The sequence below is a fragment of the Variovorax sp. BGA-UO-ETr-C22 genome (assembly GCF_059567965.1).
In genome coordinates, this window is record NZ_JCAQPA010000011.1 from 327,320 (window position 1) to 344,653 (window position 17,334).

General features: G+C 68.8%; 16 protein-coding genes. 10 read left to right on the forward strand and 6 right to left on the reverse strand.

All coding sequences use genetic code 11. The features are described 5' to 3' along the window. The first annotated feature begins 10 nt into the window (after positions 1–10). From AC57B8_RS21400 to AC57B8_RS21420, 5 genes are all read left to right on the forward strand, one after another. Positions 11–1,279 carry a biosynthetic peptidoglycan transglycosylase gene (locus tag AC57B8_RS21400; protein WP_496480713.1) on the forward strand — a complete coding sequence of 423 codons (1,269 nt, stop codon included), beginning with the start codon at positions 11–13 and terminating at the stop codon, positions 1,277–1,279. Further along, on the forward strand, positions 1,276–2,040 hold the full coding sequence (locus AC57B8_RS21405; protein ID WP_496480714.1) for a GNAT family N-acetyltransferase: 765 nt from the start codon (positions 1,276–1,278) through the stop codon (positions 2,038–2,040). The genes AC57B8_RS21400 and AC57B8_RS21405 overlap by 4 nt, the downstream gene beginning before the upstream one ends. 71 nt (positions 2,041–2,111) lie before the next feature. Next, complete coding sequence (locus AC57B8_RS21410) at positions 2,112–3,005, forward strand: pirin family protein (RefSeq protein WP_139702965.1); 894 nt, start codon at positions 2,112–2,114, stop codon at positions 3,003–3,005. 86 nt (positions 3,006–3,091) lie between these two features. Continuing rightward, positions 3,092–4,165: an NAD(P)H-dependent oxidoreductase gene (locus AC57B8_RS21415; RefSeq protein ID WP_492698577.1), complete on the forward strand. Its 1,074-nt coding sequence runs from the start codon at positions 3,092–3,094 to the stop codon at positions 4,163–4,165. A gap of 149 nt (positions 4,166–4,314) precedes the next feature. Further along, the gene (locus AC57B8_RS21420; RefSeq protein ID WP_369630747.1) at positions 4,315–4,893 is read left to right on the forward strand and encodes a Spy/CpxP family protein refolding chaperone; all 579 of its coding nucleotides are present in this window, start codon (positions 4,315–4,317) and stop codon (positions 4,891–4,893) included. Positions 4,894–4,996: 103 nt separating this feature from the next. Here the strand turns inward: AC57B8_RS21420 and AC57B8_RS21425 are convergent, their stop codons facing one another. Then, positions 4,997–5,368, reverse strand: a complete 372-nt coding sequence (locus AC57B8_RS21425) for a serine/threonine protein kinase (protein WP_167395082.1) — start codon at positions 5,366–5,368, stop codon at positions 4,997–4,999. Positions 5,369–5,581: 213 nt separating this feature from the next. Between AC57B8_RS21425 and AC57B8_RS21430 the strand changes: the two genes are divergently transcribed. The 4 genes from AC57B8_RS21430 to AC57B8_RS21445 all read left to right on the forward strand — a co-directional run bounded on the left by AC57B8_RS21430 (position 5,582) and on the right by AC57B8_RS21445 (position 9,263). After that, on the forward strand, positions 5,582–6,379 hold the full coding sequence (locus AC57B8_RS21430; RefSeq protein WP_062480435.1) for an endonuclease/exonuclease/phosphatase family protein: 798 nt from the start codon (positions 5,582–5,584) through the stop codon (positions 6,377–6,379). A gap of 14 nt (positions 6,380–6,393) precedes the next feature. Next, positions 6,394–7,671: a cardiolipin synthase ClsB gene (clsB, locus tag AC57B8_RS21435; RefSeq protein ID WP_496482230.1), complete on the forward strand. Its 1,278-nt coding sequence runs from the start codon at positions 6,394–6,396 to the stop codon at positions 7,669–7,671. Further along, positions 7,668–8,645: a lysylphosphatidylglycerol synthase domain-containing protein gene (locus tag AC57B8_RS21440; RefSeq protein WP_496480715.1), complete on the forward strand. Its 978-nt coding sequence runs from the start codon at positions 7,668–7,670 to the stop codon at positions 8,643–8,645. Before clsB ends, AC57B8_RS21440 begins: the two co-directional genes overlap by 4 nt. Positions 8,646–8,762: 117 nt before the next feature. Next, positions 8,763–9,263, forward strand: coding sequence for a polyhydroxyalkanoate granule-associated phasin (locus tag AC57B8_RS21445; RefSeq protein ID WP_307695328.1), 501 nt, complete (start codon positions 8,763–8,765; stop codon positions 9,261–9,263). Between the two features lie 12 nt (positions 9,264–9,275). Here AC57B8_RS21445 and AC57B8_RS21450 read toward each other — a convergent pair whose 3' ends face one another. From AC57B8_RS21450 to AC57B8_RS21460, 3 genes are all read right to left on the reverse strand, one after another. Further along, positions 9,276–10,472, reverse strand: a complete 1,197-nt coding sequence (locus AC57B8_RS21450; RefSeq protein ID WP_496480716.1) for a metallophosphoesterase — start codon at positions 10,470–10,472, stop codon at positions 9,276–9,278. A 184-nt stretch (positions 10,473–10,656) separates the two neighbouring features. Then, a complete protein-coding gene (locus AC57B8_RS21455) occupies positions 10,657–11,169 on the reverse strand; it encodes a hypothetical protein (protein ID WP_139702960.1) in 513 nt (170 codons plus the stop codon). Positions 11,170–11,281: 112 nt separating this feature from the next. Beyond that, positions 11,282–11,806, reverse strand: coding sequence for a hypothetical protein (locus tag AC57B8_RS21460; RefSeq protein ID WP_369645724.1), 525 nt, complete (start codon positions 11,804–11,806; stop codon positions 11,282–11,284). 408 nt (positions 11,807–12,214) lie between these two features. On the opposite strand from AC57B8_RS21460, the gene AC57B8_RS21465 reads away from it, so the two are divergent. Continuing rightward, positions 12,215–13,378, forward strand: coding sequence for an ABC transporter substrate-binding protein (locus tag AC57B8_RS21465; RefSeq protein WP_496480717.1), 1,164 nt, complete (start codon positions 12,215–12,217; stop codon positions 13,376–13,378). A gap of 92 nt (positions 13,379–13,470) precedes the next feature. Here the strand turns inward: AC57B8_RS21465 and gyrB are convergent, their stop codons facing one another. Together gyrB and dnaN are read right to left on the reverse strand one after the other, a co-directional pair. Further along, a complete protein-coding gene (gene gyrB, locus AC57B8_RS21470) occupies positions 13,471–16,092 on the reverse strand; it encodes a DNA topoisomerase (ATP-hydrolyzing) subunit B (RefSeq protein WP_062480420.1) in 2,622 nt (873 codons plus the stop codon). Positions 16,093–16,226: 134 nt separating this feature from the next. Continuing rightward, positions 16,227–17,333, reverse strand: a complete 1,107-nt coding sequence (gene dnaN / locus AC57B8_RS21475) for a DNA polymerase III subunit beta (protein WP_056574900.1) — start codon at positions 17,331–17,333, stop codon at positions 16,227–16,229. Between the last annotated feature and the right edge of the window lies 1 nt (position 17,334).

Genomic DNA, 17,334 nt, shown 5'->3' on the forward strand with positions numbered 1-17,334 from the left:
GAACGTGTTTGTGAAGAAGACCCTGCGATTCGTGCTTTTCGGGCTGCTGGCCCTCGTCCTGACCGCCCTGGTGGCCATCTTCCTGATCGCCAAGATCGCCCTTGCGCCGGCGGCGGGCGAATGGAGCACCACGGTGAAGGCCGGCCCGCTCTCGTTCGAGATCGGCGTGCCCACCGCGGTGCGCCTCGCCACCTCGTCCTGGTTCGCGCCGCGGCTGAACGGCCACGCGCTCGACACCCGCTTCGGCACCGTGCATTTCACCTGGGACGAGAAAACCGGCCAGCAGCAGATGCGCTGCGCGCCGTGCATCGCCGACGTGCCGGCGCTTGGCACGCAGCCCATCAAGGTCGAGCGGCTGGTGGCCACCGTGCGGCGCGACGGCAACACGCTGGCCGGCACCTTCGAGGCCACGCCCCAGGCGGCCGACAGCAACGCCCTGCTGCAGGGCACCTGGACCGGCCGCCTCGCGCCGAAGAACCTGCAGCTCGACGTTCGCGTGCAGGACGCGCCCATCGCCCGCTGGTACGCCGTGCTCGTGCCGGCGCTGCCCGAGCTGCAGCGTGCCCGCATCGGCGGCACGCTGGCGGTGCAGGCGCAGCTGCTGCTGCCCGACGCCACCTTCGCGGTGCAGCCGGCCATCGGCCAGTTCACGGTCGAAGGACTGGGCACCGAGGCCATGCTGGGCGCGCGCACCAGCTGCGGCCCGTCGGGCAAGCTGGCCAACGACAGCTGGCTGGCGCGCGCCGTCATCGCGGCGGAAGACCAGCGCTTCTTCAGCCACGCCGGCTACGACCTGACCGAGATCCTCGCCTCGATCGACCACAACCAGAAGCCCGGCCAGACCCGGCGCGGGGGCAGCACGCTCACGCAGCAGCTGGCCAAGCTGCTGGTCACCGGCAGCGACCGCACGGCCGAGCGCAAGCTGCGCGAGCTGCTGTACGCGGTCGAGATGGAGCAGACGCTGGGCAAGGCCCGCATCCTGCAGCTGTACCTCGACAACGCCCCGTGGGGCGGCAACCTCTGCGGCGGCGAGGCCGCGGCGCGGCGCTACTTCAAGCGCAGCGCGCGCACGCTCGAACCGGCGCAGGCCGTCTGGCTCGCGGCCATGCTGCACAAACCGCAGGCCGTGCTGGAGCAATGGCGGCGCGACGGTCACATCGATGCCGACCGCACCAAGTGGGTGGCCGAGAGCGTGCGCGGCATCAGCCGCAACCAGCGCGAGGCGCTGCTCAAGAGCGTGGCCGCGGCCAAGTACGCGCCGCCGGAAGCCGTGCAATGAGCATTGGCCCTCACGACATCGAGGCCATCGAACGCGCCACCGTGGCGGCGGTGGCCCCCGAGGCCTGCGAGGAACTCGACGGCTGGCTGCTGCCCTTCGACCGCGGCACCGTCAAGCGCGCCCGCTCGGCCGTGCCGCTGCACCGCGACCCGGTGGAAGCCGGCACGCTCGACCGCATCGAAGACCGCTGCGACAGCCGCCAGGTCGCGCCCGCGCTGCGGCTGGCCGACGCCGCCTGCTTCGACACCCTGCGCGCCGAACTCGCGCGCCGGCACTACATGGCCGACAGCCCGACCTGCGTGCAGACCGGCTCGGCGCAGCGCATGCGCGACCTCGTCGTGGCGGACGTGCGGCTGGCCGACGTCGACGCGTCGCCCGATCCGGACTGGGCCGCGCTGTTCCTGGGCGAAGGCTTCGACCCGGTCGACGGCGTGCACCGCGTGCGTTCGCTGTCGCGCGCCACGGGCTCGCTCTTTGCGAGCGTGCGCGAAAACGGCGCCACCGTGGCGGCCGGCGCCATGGCCTTCGGCCACGGCTGGGCCAGCGTGCACGGCATGCGCACCGAACAGTCGCAGCGCGGGCGCGGCCTGGCCGGGCGCGTGCTGGCGGGCCTGGCGCAGGCGGCGCTGGCACGCGGCGTCGAGCGGGTGTTCCTGCAGGTCGACGCGCAGAACCAGCCGGCGCTGGCCCTGTACCGCCGCGCGGGCTTCGAGACGCGCTGGCAGTACCGCTACTGGCAGCGCCAGCAGTGGCCGCGCTGAGCTGAACGGCTCCGGCCGGCGGGCACCCCCACCGGTGGCGCGGTCGGGGCTTTGGTGCCACCATGGGCGGCATGACGAACGTTCATGCCCACCACCACCCCACCGATCCCGTCGCCACCCCGCGCGGCATCGACCACATCGTGGCCGGTGTTTCCACCAGTGACGGCGACGGCGTCAAACTCACCCGCGTGCTGCAGCAGCCGCTGCAGAAGCGGCTCGACCCCTACCTGATGCTCGATGCCTTCGGCAGCGACAACCCGGGCGACTACATCGGCGGCTTTCCGAACCACCCGCACCGGGGCTTCGAGACGGTCACCTACATGATCGCCGGGCGCATGCGCCACCGCGACAGCGCGGGCCACGAAGGCCTGCTCGAGAACGGCGGCGTGCAGTGGATGACGGCCGGCCGCGGCCTCGTGCACAGCGAGCTGCCCGAGCAGGAAGAAGGCCTGATGGAAGGCTTTCAACTCTGGCTCAACCTGCCCGCCAAGGACAAGATGCGCGAGCCCTGGTACCGCGACATCCGCAGCAGCGAGATCCCCGAGTTCACCACCGCCAGCGGCGCGCACGTGCGCGTGATCGCCGGCACCAGCCACGGCGTCGTGGGCGCGGAGCAGCGCGCGCACACCCAACCGCTGTACCTGGACATCACGCTGCCGCCCGGCGCCGAGTTCGCGCAGCCGCTGCCGCCTGACCACAACGCGCTGGTCTATGTGTTCCGCGAATCGCTGTGGATCGCCGGCAGCGAGGTGCCGACGCGGCGCATGGCCATCCTCGCGAACGACCCCGGCAGCGACGGCACGGTGCTGCGCGCCGGTGCCAGCAACCACAGCCCGGCGCGCGCGCTGCTCATCGCGGGCCGTCCGCTGAACGAGCCCATCGCGCAGTACGGGCCCTTCGTGATGAACACGCCCGAGCAGATCAAGCAGGCAGTGCACGACTTCCAGAACGGCAAGCTGGGCTGAGCCCGAAGCCTCTGTAGTCGCTCGCCTACCGCAAGTCGGCGTCGCGTGCGGTTCGCGCCGGCCGGTGCGCGGCCTAGATTGCGGTCATGCCTCCCACGATACGCAAGGGACAGGCGCCGCCGATGCTGCAGCGCGCCGAGTTCCACGACCGCTTCATGCAGAGCTTCCACGACCCGGCGTTCCGGGCCGAGACCGAGGCGCTGCGGCGCCTGGAAGACATCGCCTGGAAAGCGTATGACGAAGGCCGCAAGGCGCCCGTGACGCGCCGCGCCGGGCCCGGCTATGCCGACCCCGACTACGAACTCTCGGTCGACTGGCTCGACGCCCGCGCGCGCATCGACGCGGCGCAGGACGCCTGGGGCCGGCCCGAGACGCGCTCGCGCGTGCTGCTCGTCAACGGCTCGCCGCGCAACGACGGCACCTGTCCCGGTGAAATCTCCAAGACCTGGCGCCTCACGCAGTGCGCGCGCGAGGTGCTCGAAGGCGGCGGCATCGAGGTCGACGTGCTCGACCTGAGCCGGCTCACGTCGGACTACGGCCGCCACATCCACCCGTGCAAGGGCTGCGTCTCCACCGCGATGCCGCTGTGCCACTGGCCCTGCAGCTGCTACCCCAACCACGCGCTGCGCCAGACCGGCGACTGGATGAACGAGATCTACGAACGCTGGGTGGCCGCGCACGGCGTGATCGTGCTCACGCCCACGCACTGGTACCAGGCCGCGAGCCCGCTCAAGCTCATGATCGACCGCCTCGTGTGCGCCGACGGCGGCAACCCCGACCCCACCAGCACGCACGGCAAGAAGCCCGACGAGGCCAAGGCCCTGGAGCTCGAAGGCTGGGGCTACCCCAAGCACCTGGAAGGCCGCGTCTACGGCGTGGTGGTGCACGGCGACGTGGCCGGCCCCGAGGGCCTGCGCCGCAACCTCACGGACTGGCTCGACTGGATGGGCCTGGTCGACGCCGGCGCGCAGGCGCGGCTCGATCGCTACATCGGCTACTACGCGCCCTACGCCACCAGCCACGAGGCGCTGGACGCAGATGCCGACGTGCAGGAAGAGGTGCGCAACGTCGCGCGCGCCGTGGTGCTCGCGGTGGCCGCGCTGCGCGCCGGCAAGCTGCAAGCGCCCGACCGCGGGCTGAAGGCGCCCCGGCCCAAATAAGTCACGCTGCGGGCGGCAGCACCGCGCTGCGGTTCATGCTTCTTTACGCACGCTCACGTTCGGCTCACGGACGCGTTACAGAGGCGCTCCACACTTCGTCTCACCCGCTGCCCTTTGGTGGCGGACTTCTTCGAAAGGAAGCGACTCTCATGATCTCTCTTCGCCAACGCATCGTCTGGGCCAGCCTGCTGGGTTCGGCCGCCCTCGCCTCTTCGGGTGCCTTCGCTCAGGCGCCGGCCGCTACCACGCCGTCGACCGCTGCACCCACGGCTGCCACGGCCCCCGCCGATGCCACCGCCGCACCCAAGGCGCAGCACAAGCGCATGGACCCGGCCCAGCGCATGGAGCGCATGAAGGAGCACCGTGCCAAGCGCCTGGCCGCGCTGAAGGACAAGCTCAAGCTCACCAGCGCCCAGGAAGGCGCGTGGAGCAGCTTCACCGAGGCCAGCCAGCCGCCGGCCGGTGCCGCCCGCCCGCAGCGCATGGACCGCGCCGAGTTCGCCAAGCTGACCACGCCGCAGCGCCTGGAGCACATGCAGGCCCGCCAGGCCGAGCGCAGCGCCCGGTTCGCCAAGCGCGCCGAAGCGACCAAGACCTTCTACGCCGCGCTGACGCCCGAGCAGCAGAAGACCTTCGACGCCGAGACCGCGAAGTTCGCGGGCCACGGCCATCGCTTCCATCGCGGTGGGCATGAAGGCCACCATGGTGCAGCGCCGGCCAAGAGCTGAGGCTGACCAGGCGGCCGGCTGAAGGGAGCCGGCCTCCAGGAAAGGGCAGGAAAAAAGCCCGCGATGCGCAAAGCATCGCGGGCTTTTTCATGGGCGCGCGGTGTTACTGCGGCGTGCCCGTCTTCTCGGTCGGGTTGGTCGGCACCGCCGGGCGTTCGCCCGGCTGGCCGAAGCGCGGCTTCACGTGCTGCGTCTCGGCGCGCACCTCGGCGCGCGAGCGCTCGCCGGTGGGCGACGGCATCGCGTTGGGCTGGTGGTTCACGGTGGTGCTGGCCTCGCCCTTGGGCACCACGCTGTTGGCGTTGTTGCGGTTCTGCGCGCGGGCCTCGGCCTTTACGGCTTCGCGCGAGACGGGCATCGAGCTGTCGCCCGCCATCGGTTCGACAGGCGCCGGTTTCTGGGCCTGGGCGACGCCCGCGCCCAGCAGGGCGGCGAGCAGCGCGGTGGGGATCGTCAGGCGTTGCAGGGTGGTCATCATGGAAAGCTCCTTTGCAGATGGAAAAAGGCACAAAGCGCGAGCGCGTTGGCATCGGCTTTGAAACCACCGTAGGAGCCTCGTTTCGGGCGCTGTGTGGGGGTGCGGCAGGCCTGCCTGTAGGAGCCCGCCGCCCTTGCGTGAAAGGCACGCGAAGAAGGTGGCGCGTTCCTACAGTCGGCGCGGGCGCGGCCACGTACAACGGGAACACCGATGTCCTCCCCCATCACTTCCCCGCTGCCCGAGGCCGCTGTCGCCGCCGCACCGGCCTCGCTCAAGGTCATGACCGTGAACACCCACAAGGGCTTCACGGCGCTCAACCGCCGCTTCATCCTGCCGGAGCTGCGCGACGCGGTGCGCACGGTGGGCGCCGACGTGGTGTTCCTGCAGGAGGTGATGGGTACGCACGCGCGCCATTCGCGCACGGTGAACAACTGGCCGGAGGCGCCGCACTACGAATTCCTGGCCGACACCATGTGGCCGCAGTTCGCCTACGGGCGCAACGCGGTGTATCCGAAGGGGCACCACGGCAACGCCGTGTTGTCGAAGTTTCCGATCGTGCATTTCCGCAACCACGACGTGTCGGTGAGCGGCCCCGAGAAGCGCGGCCTGCTGCACTGCGTGCTGCGCCTGCCCGGGCGCACGGTCGACGTGCATGCGATCTGCGCGCACCTGGGGCTGGCCGAGGCGCACCGCCAGCAGCAGTTGGAGCTGCTGTGCCACATCGTGCGCGACGAGGTGCCGGCCGACGCGCCGCTGATCGTGGCGGGCGACTTCAACGACTGGCGCGCCCGCGCGCACGACGTGCTGGCCGAAGGCGCGTCGCTGCGCGAGGTGTTCGTGCATGCCCACGGCCGCGCCGCGCGCACCTTTCCGGCGCGCCTGCCGCTGCTGCCGCTGGACCGCATCTACGTGCGCAACGCGGGCGCGCACGCGCCCGTGGTGCTGCCGCGCCGGCCCTGGTCGCACCTGTCGGACCATGCCCCGCTGGTGGCGGACATCGACCTGTGAGCAGCGAGGCCCCCATGCGCGACACCCCCGAGCGCGCCGGCCACTGGACCGGCGGCAACCGCATCGACCTGCTGGAGAACGGCGAGGAATTCTTTCCGCGCGTGTTCGAGGCCATCGGCGCGGCGCGGCGCGAAGTGATCATCGAGACCTTCATCCTGTTCGAGGACAAGGTGGGCCTGGCGTTGCATGCGGCCATGCGCGCGGCGGCGCAGCGCGGCGTGAAGGTCGACCTGATGATCGACGGCTTCGGCTCGCCCGATCTCTCGCACGCGTACCTCGAAAGCCTGGCCACGGCCGGCGTCAAGGTGCGCGTGTTCGACCCGGGCCAGCGCTTCCTGGGCCAGCGGCTCAACGTGTTCCGCCGCATGCACCGCAAGATCGTGGTGGTCGACGGCGAGCGCGCCTTCGTGGGCGGCATCAACTACTCCGAGGACCACCTGCTCGACTTCGGGCCCAAGGCCAAGCAGGACTACGCGGTGGAGCTGGCCGGGCCGATCGTGGCCGAGATCCACCAGTTCGTGCTGCGCGCGATTGCAGTCGGCGGCAAGGGCGTGGGCTGGTTCCGGCGAAGGCTGAAGCAGGCGCCGCCCGTGTCGCAGCTGCAGGCCGCGGCGGGCGAGGCCGACGCGATATTCGTCACGCGCGACAACCGCCGCCACACCAACGACATCGAGCGCCACTACCGCGCCGCGATCCGCGCCGCGCGCGAGCGCATCGTGATCGCCAACGCGTACTTCTTTCCGGGCTACCGGCTCATCAAGGAGTTGCGGCGCGCGGCGCGGCGCGGCGTGGACGTGCGGCTCATCCTGCAGGGCGAGCCCGACATGCCGATCGTGAAGACGGCCGCCGGCATGCTGTACCACCACCTGCTGCATGCGGGCGTACGCATCTACGAGTACTGCGACCGCCCGCTGCACGGCAAGGTCGCCCTCATGGACGACCGCTGGAGCACCGTGGGCTCGAGCAACCTCGACCCGCTGAGCCTGTCGCTCAACCTGGAGGCCAACGTGGTGGTGCGCGACACCGCGTTCAACAAGGTGCTGTGGGAGCGCATGGACCATCTCATGCAGCACAGCTGCAAGCAGATCGGCGCGCACGACCTGGCCAGCGAATGGAGCGGCTGGCGGCTGGTGCGCAGCTTCTTCGTCTTCCACTTCTTGCGCTGGTACCCGTCGTGGCTGAACCGCCTGCCGCGCCATGCGCCGCGCCTGACGCCGGCCGAGGCGACCGATCTCATGGCGCAGCAGAAGAAGCGCGGCGACGAGGGCACGACGCGCACGGAGACGGCATGAGCGCTTCCCTCGCCCTCACGCACCGGCCCTGGTGGCCGTGGGCGCGTCGCGTGGCGATCTGGGCCTTCTTCGGCGCCATCGCCTGGCTGCTGCTGAAGCAGGCACGCACCATCGACTGGGCCGAAGTGTTCGCCGCACTGCGCGCATTGCCGGGCACCACGCTGCTCGCGGCCGGCGCGCTGGCCGCCGCCAGCTTCGGGCTCTACAGCACCTACGACCTGCTCGGGCGCCACCTCACGAAGCACCGGCTCGGCGTGGGCACCGTGGTCGGCGTGACCTTCATCAGCTACGCCTTCAACCTCAACTTCGGCTCGCTGGTGGGCGGCGTGGCCTTCCGCTACCGGCTGTACTCGCGCCTGGGGCTGGGCAACGAGACCATCACGCGCGTGCTGGGCTTCAGCATGCTGACCAACTGGCTCGGCTACCTCGTGGTGGCCGGCGTCGCCTTCTGCTTCTGGCCGATGGCGCTGCCGCCCGACTGGAAGATCGACGGCAGCGGCTTGCGCATGCTCGGCGCGGTGCTGCTCATGGTGTCGCTCGCCTACCTGGCGCTGTGTGCGTTCTCCGATGGCCACGTCTGGCGCGTGCGCGGCCATGCGCTGCGCACGCCGAGCTTGCCGATGGCCTTGCTGCAGCTGGTGATGTCGTGCGTCAACTGGTCGCTCATCGGCGGCGTGATCTGGGTGCTGCTGCAGGGCGAGGTCGGGTATCCGCAGGTGCTCGCGGTGTTGCTGGTCGCGGCGGTGGCGGGCGTGGTCACGCACGTGCCGGCGGGGCTCGGCGTGCTGGAGGCCGTGTTCGTCGCGCTGCTCGCGCACGAGGTGCCCAGCGCCCGGCTGCTGGGGGCGCTGCTGGCCTACCGCGCGCTGTACTACCTGTTGCCACTGGCCGTGGCGCTGGTCGCCTACCTCGTCACCGAGGCGCGTGCACGGCGCTTGCGCGCGGATGCCGGCAACAACCACAACAAACGTTAAATATTGCCCGCAGAAAGCAATCGATCGGTGAAATGACGGTCAGGAAATGTTGCGCTGCAACAATTTTCACTTTGCAGGCCTATAGTGGCCCTCTGTTCCCCTACGTGCCCTCTTCCCATGTCGTCCTTCAGTACCACCGCCCGCGTGGCCAGCCCGCTGATGCAATGGGTCGACCTGGCCCTCAAGACCCACGAGACCCTGCTGTCGTCCGGCACGGTGATCCGCATGCGCACCGAGCGCATCGCCAAAGCCGGGCTCACGCCCAGCGCCGCCGACCTTGCGGAATTCCAGTTGATGGGCCACGAAAAGCTCGCCGCGGCGAGCGAGTCGGGCCTGGCGATGGCCCGGCAGTGGCACAGCAGCCAGGCCTCGCTGGCCCAGCGTGCATGGCAGCAATGGCTGCAGGGCGCCACGGCGCTCTTCTCGCTGGCCGGCAGCTTCACGCCGGCGCAGGCGGCCACGCACGGCGACGCGCTCGTGCAGGCCACGGCGCGCGGCGCCAGCACGGCGGGTCAGCTCACGGGGGTGGCAGTGCGCATTGCGCGCGAAGGCCTGAAGCCGATCCACGCGGCCGCCACGTCGAACGCGCGGCGACTGCTGGCCGAACTGCAGGCCTGACGCCGCTGCGTTTCAGGGCTGCGCCGGGACCAGCGTCACCAGCGTGATTTCCGACGGCGCGCCGAAACGCTTCGGCGGCCCCCAGTAGCCGGTGCCCCGGCTCACGTAGATCCACATGTCGTGCAGCTTGTGCAGGCCGGCCGTGAACGGCTGCTGCATTGGCACGAACAGGTTCCACGGGAAGAACTGGCCGCCGTGCGTGTGGCCCGACAGCTGCAGCTGGTAGCCGGCCGCGGCCGCCACCGGCGCGCTGCGCGGCTGGTGCGCCAGCAGCACGCGCGTGTGCACCAGCGGCGGTGCGTCGTACAGCGCCAGGTGCGGGTCGCTCGCGTGCGCGGCGTCGAAGTGGCCGGCGGTGAAGTCGGTCACGCCGGCCAGCACCAGCGCGCTTTCGAACAGCTCTTCGTCGGTCTGCGCGCCGCGCACGTTGCGCGTCTGCAGCACCACGTGCTCGTTCAGCAGCACCTTCAGGCCGAGGCGGCGCAGCTCGTCGATCCAGGCGTGCGCGCCCGCGTAGTACTCGTGGTTGCCCGTGACCACGAAAGTGCCGTGGCGCGCGCGCAGCCCCGCCAGCGGCGCGATGTGCTCGCGCAGCTCGGGCACGCTGCCGTCCACCAGGTCGCCGGTGATCGCGATGGCGTCGGCGCCGAGCCGGTTCACCGCGTCGACGATGCGCTGGATGTAGCCGTTGCGGATCGTCGGGCCCACGTGGATGTCGCTGAGCTGGGCGATCGTGAAGCCGGCCAGCGCTGCCGGCAGGCCGCGAATGGGCACGTCGACCTGCTTCACGCCGGCCGTGCGGCGCGCGTTGACGAAGCCGACCAGCGACACGCCCGTGGCCAGCGCCAGCACCGTCAGCGCGCTCCAGGGCCCGACCTTGTCCCAGGGCACTTGCAGGCCGCCGAGCGCGCTCGCCAGCCAGGCCAGCAGCAGGCCGAGGTCGCGCACCAGCGTCAGCACGAACAGCGAGGAGAACCAGCCCATGCTGATCAGGCCGATCCAGTGCAGCATCTCGCCCGCCGGCTTCGCCTTGCGGTCGGCGCGGTGGCTGCGCGACACGAAGGGCAGCGGCATCGTGACCGCCGACACCGCCAGCAGCACGAGCGCCAGCGGCCACGCAGGCGTGAGCGACGCCAGCGCAGGCAGCAGGCGCAGCGCGATGTAGACGTGCAGCAGCGCGGTCAGGACGCTCAGGGGACGGATCGGCATGAGGACTGGGGGGACGCGGGCATTGCCCGGGACACGTCATCTGCAAGGCGCATGCCGCGCATTCAAGGCGTCGAAAGCTGCCGGGGTCGCTATTTTTTCTATAGCGCAGGGCAACCGGATAGCGGGCGTTGGGGCGTCGCGGGCGCGCCCGTTCGGCACCGCCCGCGGCGCGGTGCCGCCTCGCTTACCGCACCGTGCGCGTGCCGGCCGACGCCATGTCGGTGCCCGCCGGCCATTCGAAGAGCGCCTTGGCCGGCGCACCGGGCGACACCAGCAGCGTCTGCTTGAGCGTCTGGCCGCCGATGCGAGCCTCCACTTCATAGCGACCGGGCTCGAGCCGCGCCACCATGAACGGGCCGCCCGAGACCACGTTGTCGAGCAGCGCGGTGCCGTGGCTGTCGCGCACGGTGACGTGCACGCCGGCCGCGAAATCGGCGCGGCGGCCGTCCTTGATCGCGAATTCGAAGCTCGCGGGCCAGCGCGGCGACACAGTTTCCATCAGCTGCGCCTCGTCCTGGCCGATGCCGCCGCTCATGTACTCGACGCCGTGCGCCATGTGGATCGGCGGGTTCATCGCGGCCTGGGCCGGCTGCGCCGAGAGCGCGCCGCCGAGCAGCACCAGCAAGGCGGCGCCGGCCGCCGCAGCCACGGGCCGGGCGTGCGAGAACAGAAACAGGGGATTGGTGGTGAGAGACATCGGAGCCTTCCTTTCCGGGCGGTGGTGGCGACACGCCACGCAGGAAGGCACTGTGCCGGGCACGACTTAAGGAAGACTTAACTGCGCGCGGGCCGCAGCGGCCCGCGTCGGGTCAGCGCGCGGCGGTTTGTGCCAGCGCCTGGGGCAGCGGTGGCGCGACCGAGGCCATGTCGAAGTTCGACGGCCAGACGAAGGAGGCGCGCGCCGGAATGCCGGCGATCACGACCAGTTGCTGCGTGAGCGTGAGCCCGCCCAGCGTCACGTCGACGTCATAGGCGCCCGGTTCGAGCCGCGCGAGCATGTAAGGCGCCTGGGTCTGCACTTGCATCACCGTCTGGCCTGTGTACTTCTGGCGCACCTGGATCGAGGCCTTGGCCGGGAAGCCGGCCTGCTGCGCGCCCTTGCCGTCGTTCACGCGCAAGTCGATGGCGGCGGCCCAGCGCGGCGCCACCATTTCCATGAAGGCGGCTTCGCCCTTGGCGGCACCGCCGCACATGTATTCGATGCCCTGCGCGACCTGGATCGGCGGGTTCGAGAACGCATGGGCCGGCGACACGGCCACGAGGAAGGCCGCGGCGACCGATGCGGCGCCCAGAACCAGTGCAGCCACGGGCTGTTGGAAACGCTTGGGGTTCATTGCTCTGTGTGTCCTCGATCTTGCGTGACAGGAAATCCGTCAGGAATTTTGCTTAGCAAGAGTCGGGCTAGATATAGCGTTTACGAGGAAGCTTCTGCGTTGCGCAGGTGAATGCTATTGTTTTCATAGCTGGTGACGCCCGTGTGACGGGCGCCGGTCACGCTTTTCGGGTGTCTTTCATCGGAAACCCTGAGACGGGGCTCGCGGACGCGCCGCGAACGAGCGCTTTCCGATGCGTCGCCGGCCCCGCGGCCTGCGCTGAATTGGCAACAGAAGACGGAATTGGTGCGCAATTGACTGGGCATTCCCTAGCTATTGGCGGGCGCGCAAAGAAATTAGGCTCGGCGCTTCCTTTCAAAGCGCGCAAACCAAATGCTTCATTCAAATCGCCGATTCGTTTTTTTGCTGATGGGTTTGGGACTGGTCGCCCAGGCAAGCGCAGAGCAGCCGGTGCCGATCCGCATCGGCGTCATCGGCCCTTTCACCGGGCCGTCGGCCGACTTCGGCCTGCCCATGCTCAACGGCGTGAAGATGGCCGTCGACGAAATCAATGCCGTGGGCGGGTATCTGGGCCGCTCGCTCGAACTGGTGATCAAGGACGACCAGGCCAATCCGGACATTGGCCGTTCGCAATCCCAGGCCCTCGTCAATGAAAAAGTGGTCGCCACCATCGGCTTCTGCAATACCGGCGTGGCGATGAATTCACTGGCCGTTTTCAATGACGCGAAATTGCCGCTGATCGTGCCCTGCGCCACCGGCTCGCCATTGACGTCGACCTATCCGCCGGCCACGAGCTATGTGTTTCGCACCTCGCCCAAGGACAGCATCCAGGCCCCCTTCGTGGTCGACGACCTGCTGGCGCGCGGCTGGAAACGGGTTGCCGTGCTGCACGACAGCACCGGCTACGGCGAGGCGGGCGCCAAGGATGTCGAGAAGGCGCTGGCGGCCAAGCACCTCAAGCCCGTGTACGTGGGGAGATTTCCGCTTGGGGTGAAAGACCTGACGAAGGAGCTGTCGGAGGCCAAGGCGGCCGGCGCGGACGTCATCTTCAGCTACACCGTGGGCCCCGAGAACGCCGTCATCGCGCGCAGCCGGCAGGCCTTGAACTGGAAGGTGCCGCAGGTCGGGGCCTGGACGCTGTCCTTCCCGTCCTTCATCGAGGGCGCCCGCGAAGCTTCCGAAGGCGCGCTGATGGCGCAGAGCTTCATCGCCGAGCCGAGCAACGAGCGCCGCTCGTCGTTTCTTTCCAACTACGCGCGGAAATTCAACACCAAGCGCATCCCGGTGCCGATGGCCGCCGCGCAGGCCTACGACGCCACCTACCTGCTGGCCCACGCGATGTTCAACGTGCCCAGCGGCAAGCTCGAAGGCCCGTTCATCAAGGCCGCGCTCGAGCAGCCCAAGCGGCCCTACTACGGCGTGGTCACGACCTACGACAAGTCGTTCTCGGAAAACGACAAGGACGCGCTGTCGCCCAACATGCTGGTGATGGGCGTGGTGCGCAACGGGCAGATCAGCTTCGCGTACCCGGAGGACGCCAAGCGCAACCTGTTCGTGCAGCGCAAGCAGTAAGAGGAATCAAAAAAAAGGGGCGCTTGCAGGCGCCCCCTTGGTGAACAGCGCGACACCGCCGGTGCCGTGCCATCGATCGATCGATCGATCGATCAGACGTCGATGTTCGCCGCGCGCAGCGCGTTCTGCTCGATGAACTCGCGGCGCGGTTCCACCTCGTCGCCCATCAGCATCGTGAACACGCGGTCGGCTTCGATCGCGTCGTCGATCTGCACGCGCAGCAGGCGGCGCACGGTCGGGTCCATGGTGGTTTCCCACAGCTGCTCGGGGTTCATCTCGCCCAGGCCCTTGTAGCGCTGGCGCGAGGTGGCGCGTTCGGCTTCGCCGATCAGCCACTTCATGGCCTGGCGGAAGTCGTCGACCTTCTCTTCCTTGCCGCGTTCGCCCTCGCCGCGCTTGACCAGCGCGCCTTCGGCGCTCAGCAGGCCGCGGAAGGTGTTGGCGGCCTGCGCCAGCGCGTCGTAGTCGGCGCCGTGCACGAAGTCCTGCGAGATCACGCTGGACTTGATGTTGCCGTGGTGGCGGCGGCTGATGCGCAGCAGCGGCTTGTCGGTGCGGGCGTCGAACTCGCTGCTCACCTCGGCCGGCACGCCGGTCGTGTTGAGCTCGCGCAGCTTGGCCTGCAGGGCGACGGCCGAGGCTTCGGCGGCGGCCGGCGTGTCGAGGTCGAGCGCCACGCCGTCGGCGATGGCGCGCAGCGCTTCGGCGTCCATGAAGTTGCGCAGGCGCGCAATCACGGCCTCGGCCACCTGGTGCTTGCGCGCCAGCTCGGCCAGGGTGTCGCCCGACAGCGTGGTCGAGGCGGCGCCGCCGGTCTCGATGCTCGCGTCTTTCAGTGCGACCTTGAGCAGGAAGGCGTCGAGCGCGGGGCCGTCCTTCAGGTACTGCTCTTCCTTGCCGACCTTCACCTTGTACAGCGGCGGCTGCGCGATGTAGATGTGGCCGCGCTCGACCAGCTCGGGCATCTGGCGGTAGAAGAAGGTGAGCAGCAGCGTGCGGATGTGGGCGCCGTCCACGTCGGCGTCGGTCATGATGATGATGCGGTGGTAGCGCAGCTTGGCGACGTTGAAGTCGTCCGCGCCGCCGCCCGCGGTGGTCGCGCCGGCGCGGCCGATGCCGGTGCCCAGCGCGGTGATCATCGTCAGGATTTCGTTGCTGGTCAGCAGCTTCTCGTAGCGTGCTTTCTCGACGTTCAGGATCTTGCCGCGCAGCGGCAGGATGGCCTGGAACTTCCGGTCGCGGCCCTGCTTGGCGGAGCCGCCGGCGGAGTCACCCTCCACCAGGTAGACCTCGCACAGGGCGGGGTCCTTTTCCTGGCAGTCGGCCAGCTTGCCGGGCAGGCCCATGCCGTCGAGCACGCCCTTGCGGCGCGTCATTTCGCGGGCCTTGCGCGCGGCTTCGCGGGCACGGGCGGCCTCGACGATCTTGCCGCAGATGATCTTGGCGTCGTTCGGGCGTTCCTGCAGGTAGTCGGTGAGCAGGCGCCCGACGATGTCTTCCACCGGTGCGCGCACTTCGCTGGACACCAGCTTGTCCTTGGTCTGGCTCGAGAACTTGGGCTCGGGCACCTTCACGCTCAGCACGCAGCACAGGCCTTCGCGCATGTCGTCGCCGGTGACTTCGACCTTCGCCTTTTTCGCGAACTCGTTTTCTTCGATGTACTTGTTGATGACGCGGGTCATCGCGGCGCGCAGCCCCGTGAGGTGGGTGCCGCCGTCACGCTGCGGGATGTTGTTGGTGAAACAGAGGACCTGCTCGTTGTAGCCGCTGTTCCACTGCATCGCCACTTCGACGCCGATGTGCGTGCCGGGGATGCCGCCGTAGGTATCGGCCGGCTTCTCGCCCGCTGCGTAGAACGAGTTCGGGTGCAGGACGGTCTTGCCCTTGTTGATGAACTCCACGAAGCCGCGCACGCCGCCGGCGCCGGAGAAGTCGTCTTCCTTGCCGGTGCGCTCGTCGAGCAGGCGGATGCGCACGCCGTTGTTCAGGAAGCTCAGCTCGCGCAGGCGCTTGCTCAGGATCTCGTAGTGGAAATCGTTGTTTTCCTTGAAGATTTCCGTGTCGGGCAGGAAGTGCACCTCGGTGCCGCGCTTGTCGGTGTCGCCGATGACCTTCATGGGCGAGACTTCGAAGCCATTCACGGTTTCGAGCAGGCGGTTCTGCACGAAGCCGCGGCTGAATTCGAGCTCGTGGATCTTGCCTTCGCGGCGCACGATCAGGCGCAGCTTCACGCTCAGCGCGTTCACGCACGAGACGCCCACGCCGTGCAGGCCGCCCGAGACCTTGTAGCTGTTCTGGTTGAACTTGCCGCCGGCGTGCAGTTCGGTGAGCGCGATTTCGGCGGCCGAGCGCTTGGGCTCGTGCTTGTCGTCCATCTTCACGCCGGTGGGAATGCCACGGCCGTTGTCGGTGACGGAGATCGAGTTGTCGGAGTGGATCGTGACGACGATGTCGTCGCAATGGCCCGCGAGCGCTTCGTCGATGGAGTTGTCCACCACTTCGAACACGAGGTGGTGCAGGCCCGTGCCGTCGGAGGTGTCGCCGATGTACATGCCCGGGCGCTTGCGCACGGCTTCCAGACCTTCGAGGATCGTGATCGCACCTTCGCCGTAGCTGGAGTCGGCGGGGACGCCTTCGGGCGCCACGATCTGGATTTCGGGGGTATAGACCGGCTCGGTGTGCGGCACGTCGGGCTTGTTCTCTTCTGCACTCATTCGGATATTCCTCTGTCTCTCACGGGTTTCCCGTGATTTTTCGGGCTCTCAAAAGCTCAATTCGCCGCCTCTTGAAAGCGCAAACCCGCGGGGGGCCGCGGGTCGTGTGCGCAAGGCGCTGTGTTTTCCAGGGTCTAGATGCGCATCGGCATCACGACGTACTTGAAAGATGCGTTCTCGGGGATGGTTAACAAGGCCGAGCTGTTGGAGTCGGCCAGGTCCAGCTTGACCATGTCCTGGTCCATGTTCGACAGCGCGTCGATCAGGTAGGTGACGTTGAAGCCGATCTCGATGCTGTCGCCGCCGTAGTCGATGTCGAGCTCGTCCTGGGCTTCTTCCTGCTCGGCGTTGTTCGACGCGATGCGCAGCGTGCCCGGCTCGATGTTCAGGCGCACGCCCTTGAACTTCTCGCTGGTCAGGATGGCGGTGCGCTGCAGGCTGGCCAGGAGCGGCGCGCGGCCGAGCGTGACGGTGTTCTTGTGGTTCTTCGGAATCACGCGGTTGTAGTCGGGGAACTTGCCCTCAACCAGCTTGGTGACGAACTCCATGCCGCCGAAGCTGAACTTGGCCTGGTTGTTCGCGAACTGCATCTCGATGGCGCCTTCGGCGTCCGACAGGAGGCGCTGCATTTCGAGCACGGTCTTGCGCGGCAGGATCACTTCCTGGCGCGGCACTTCGACGTCGAGCATGGCCGAGGAGAACGCCAGGCGGTGGCCGTCGGTGGCCACCAGGCTCAGCTGCTTGCCTTCGGCCACGAACAGGATGCCGTTCAGGTAGTAGCGGATGTCGTGCACGGCCATCGCGAACGAGACCTGCGAGAGCAGGTCTTTCAGCGTCTTTTGCGGCACGCTGAACACGGGGCCGAAATTGGCGGCTTCCTGCACCAGCGGGAAGTCTTCGGCGGGCAGCGACTGCAGCGTGAAGCGGCTCTTGCCGCCCTTGAGCACCAGCTTGCTGGCGCTCGATTCGAGGCTCACGGTCTGGTCGGCCGGCATGGTGCGCAGGATGTCGATCAGCTTGCGCGCACCGATGGTGGTCGTGAAGTTGCCTTCGTCGCCACCGAGCTCGGCGGTGGTGCGGATCTGGATCTCGAGGTCGCTGGTGGTCAGCTGCAGCTGGCCGCCGGTCTTGCGGATCAGCACATTGGCCAGGATCGGCAGGGTGTGACGCCGCTCCACGATGCCGGCCACCGACTGCAGCGCGGCAAGAACTTTGTCTTGGGTTGCCTTCAAAACGATCATG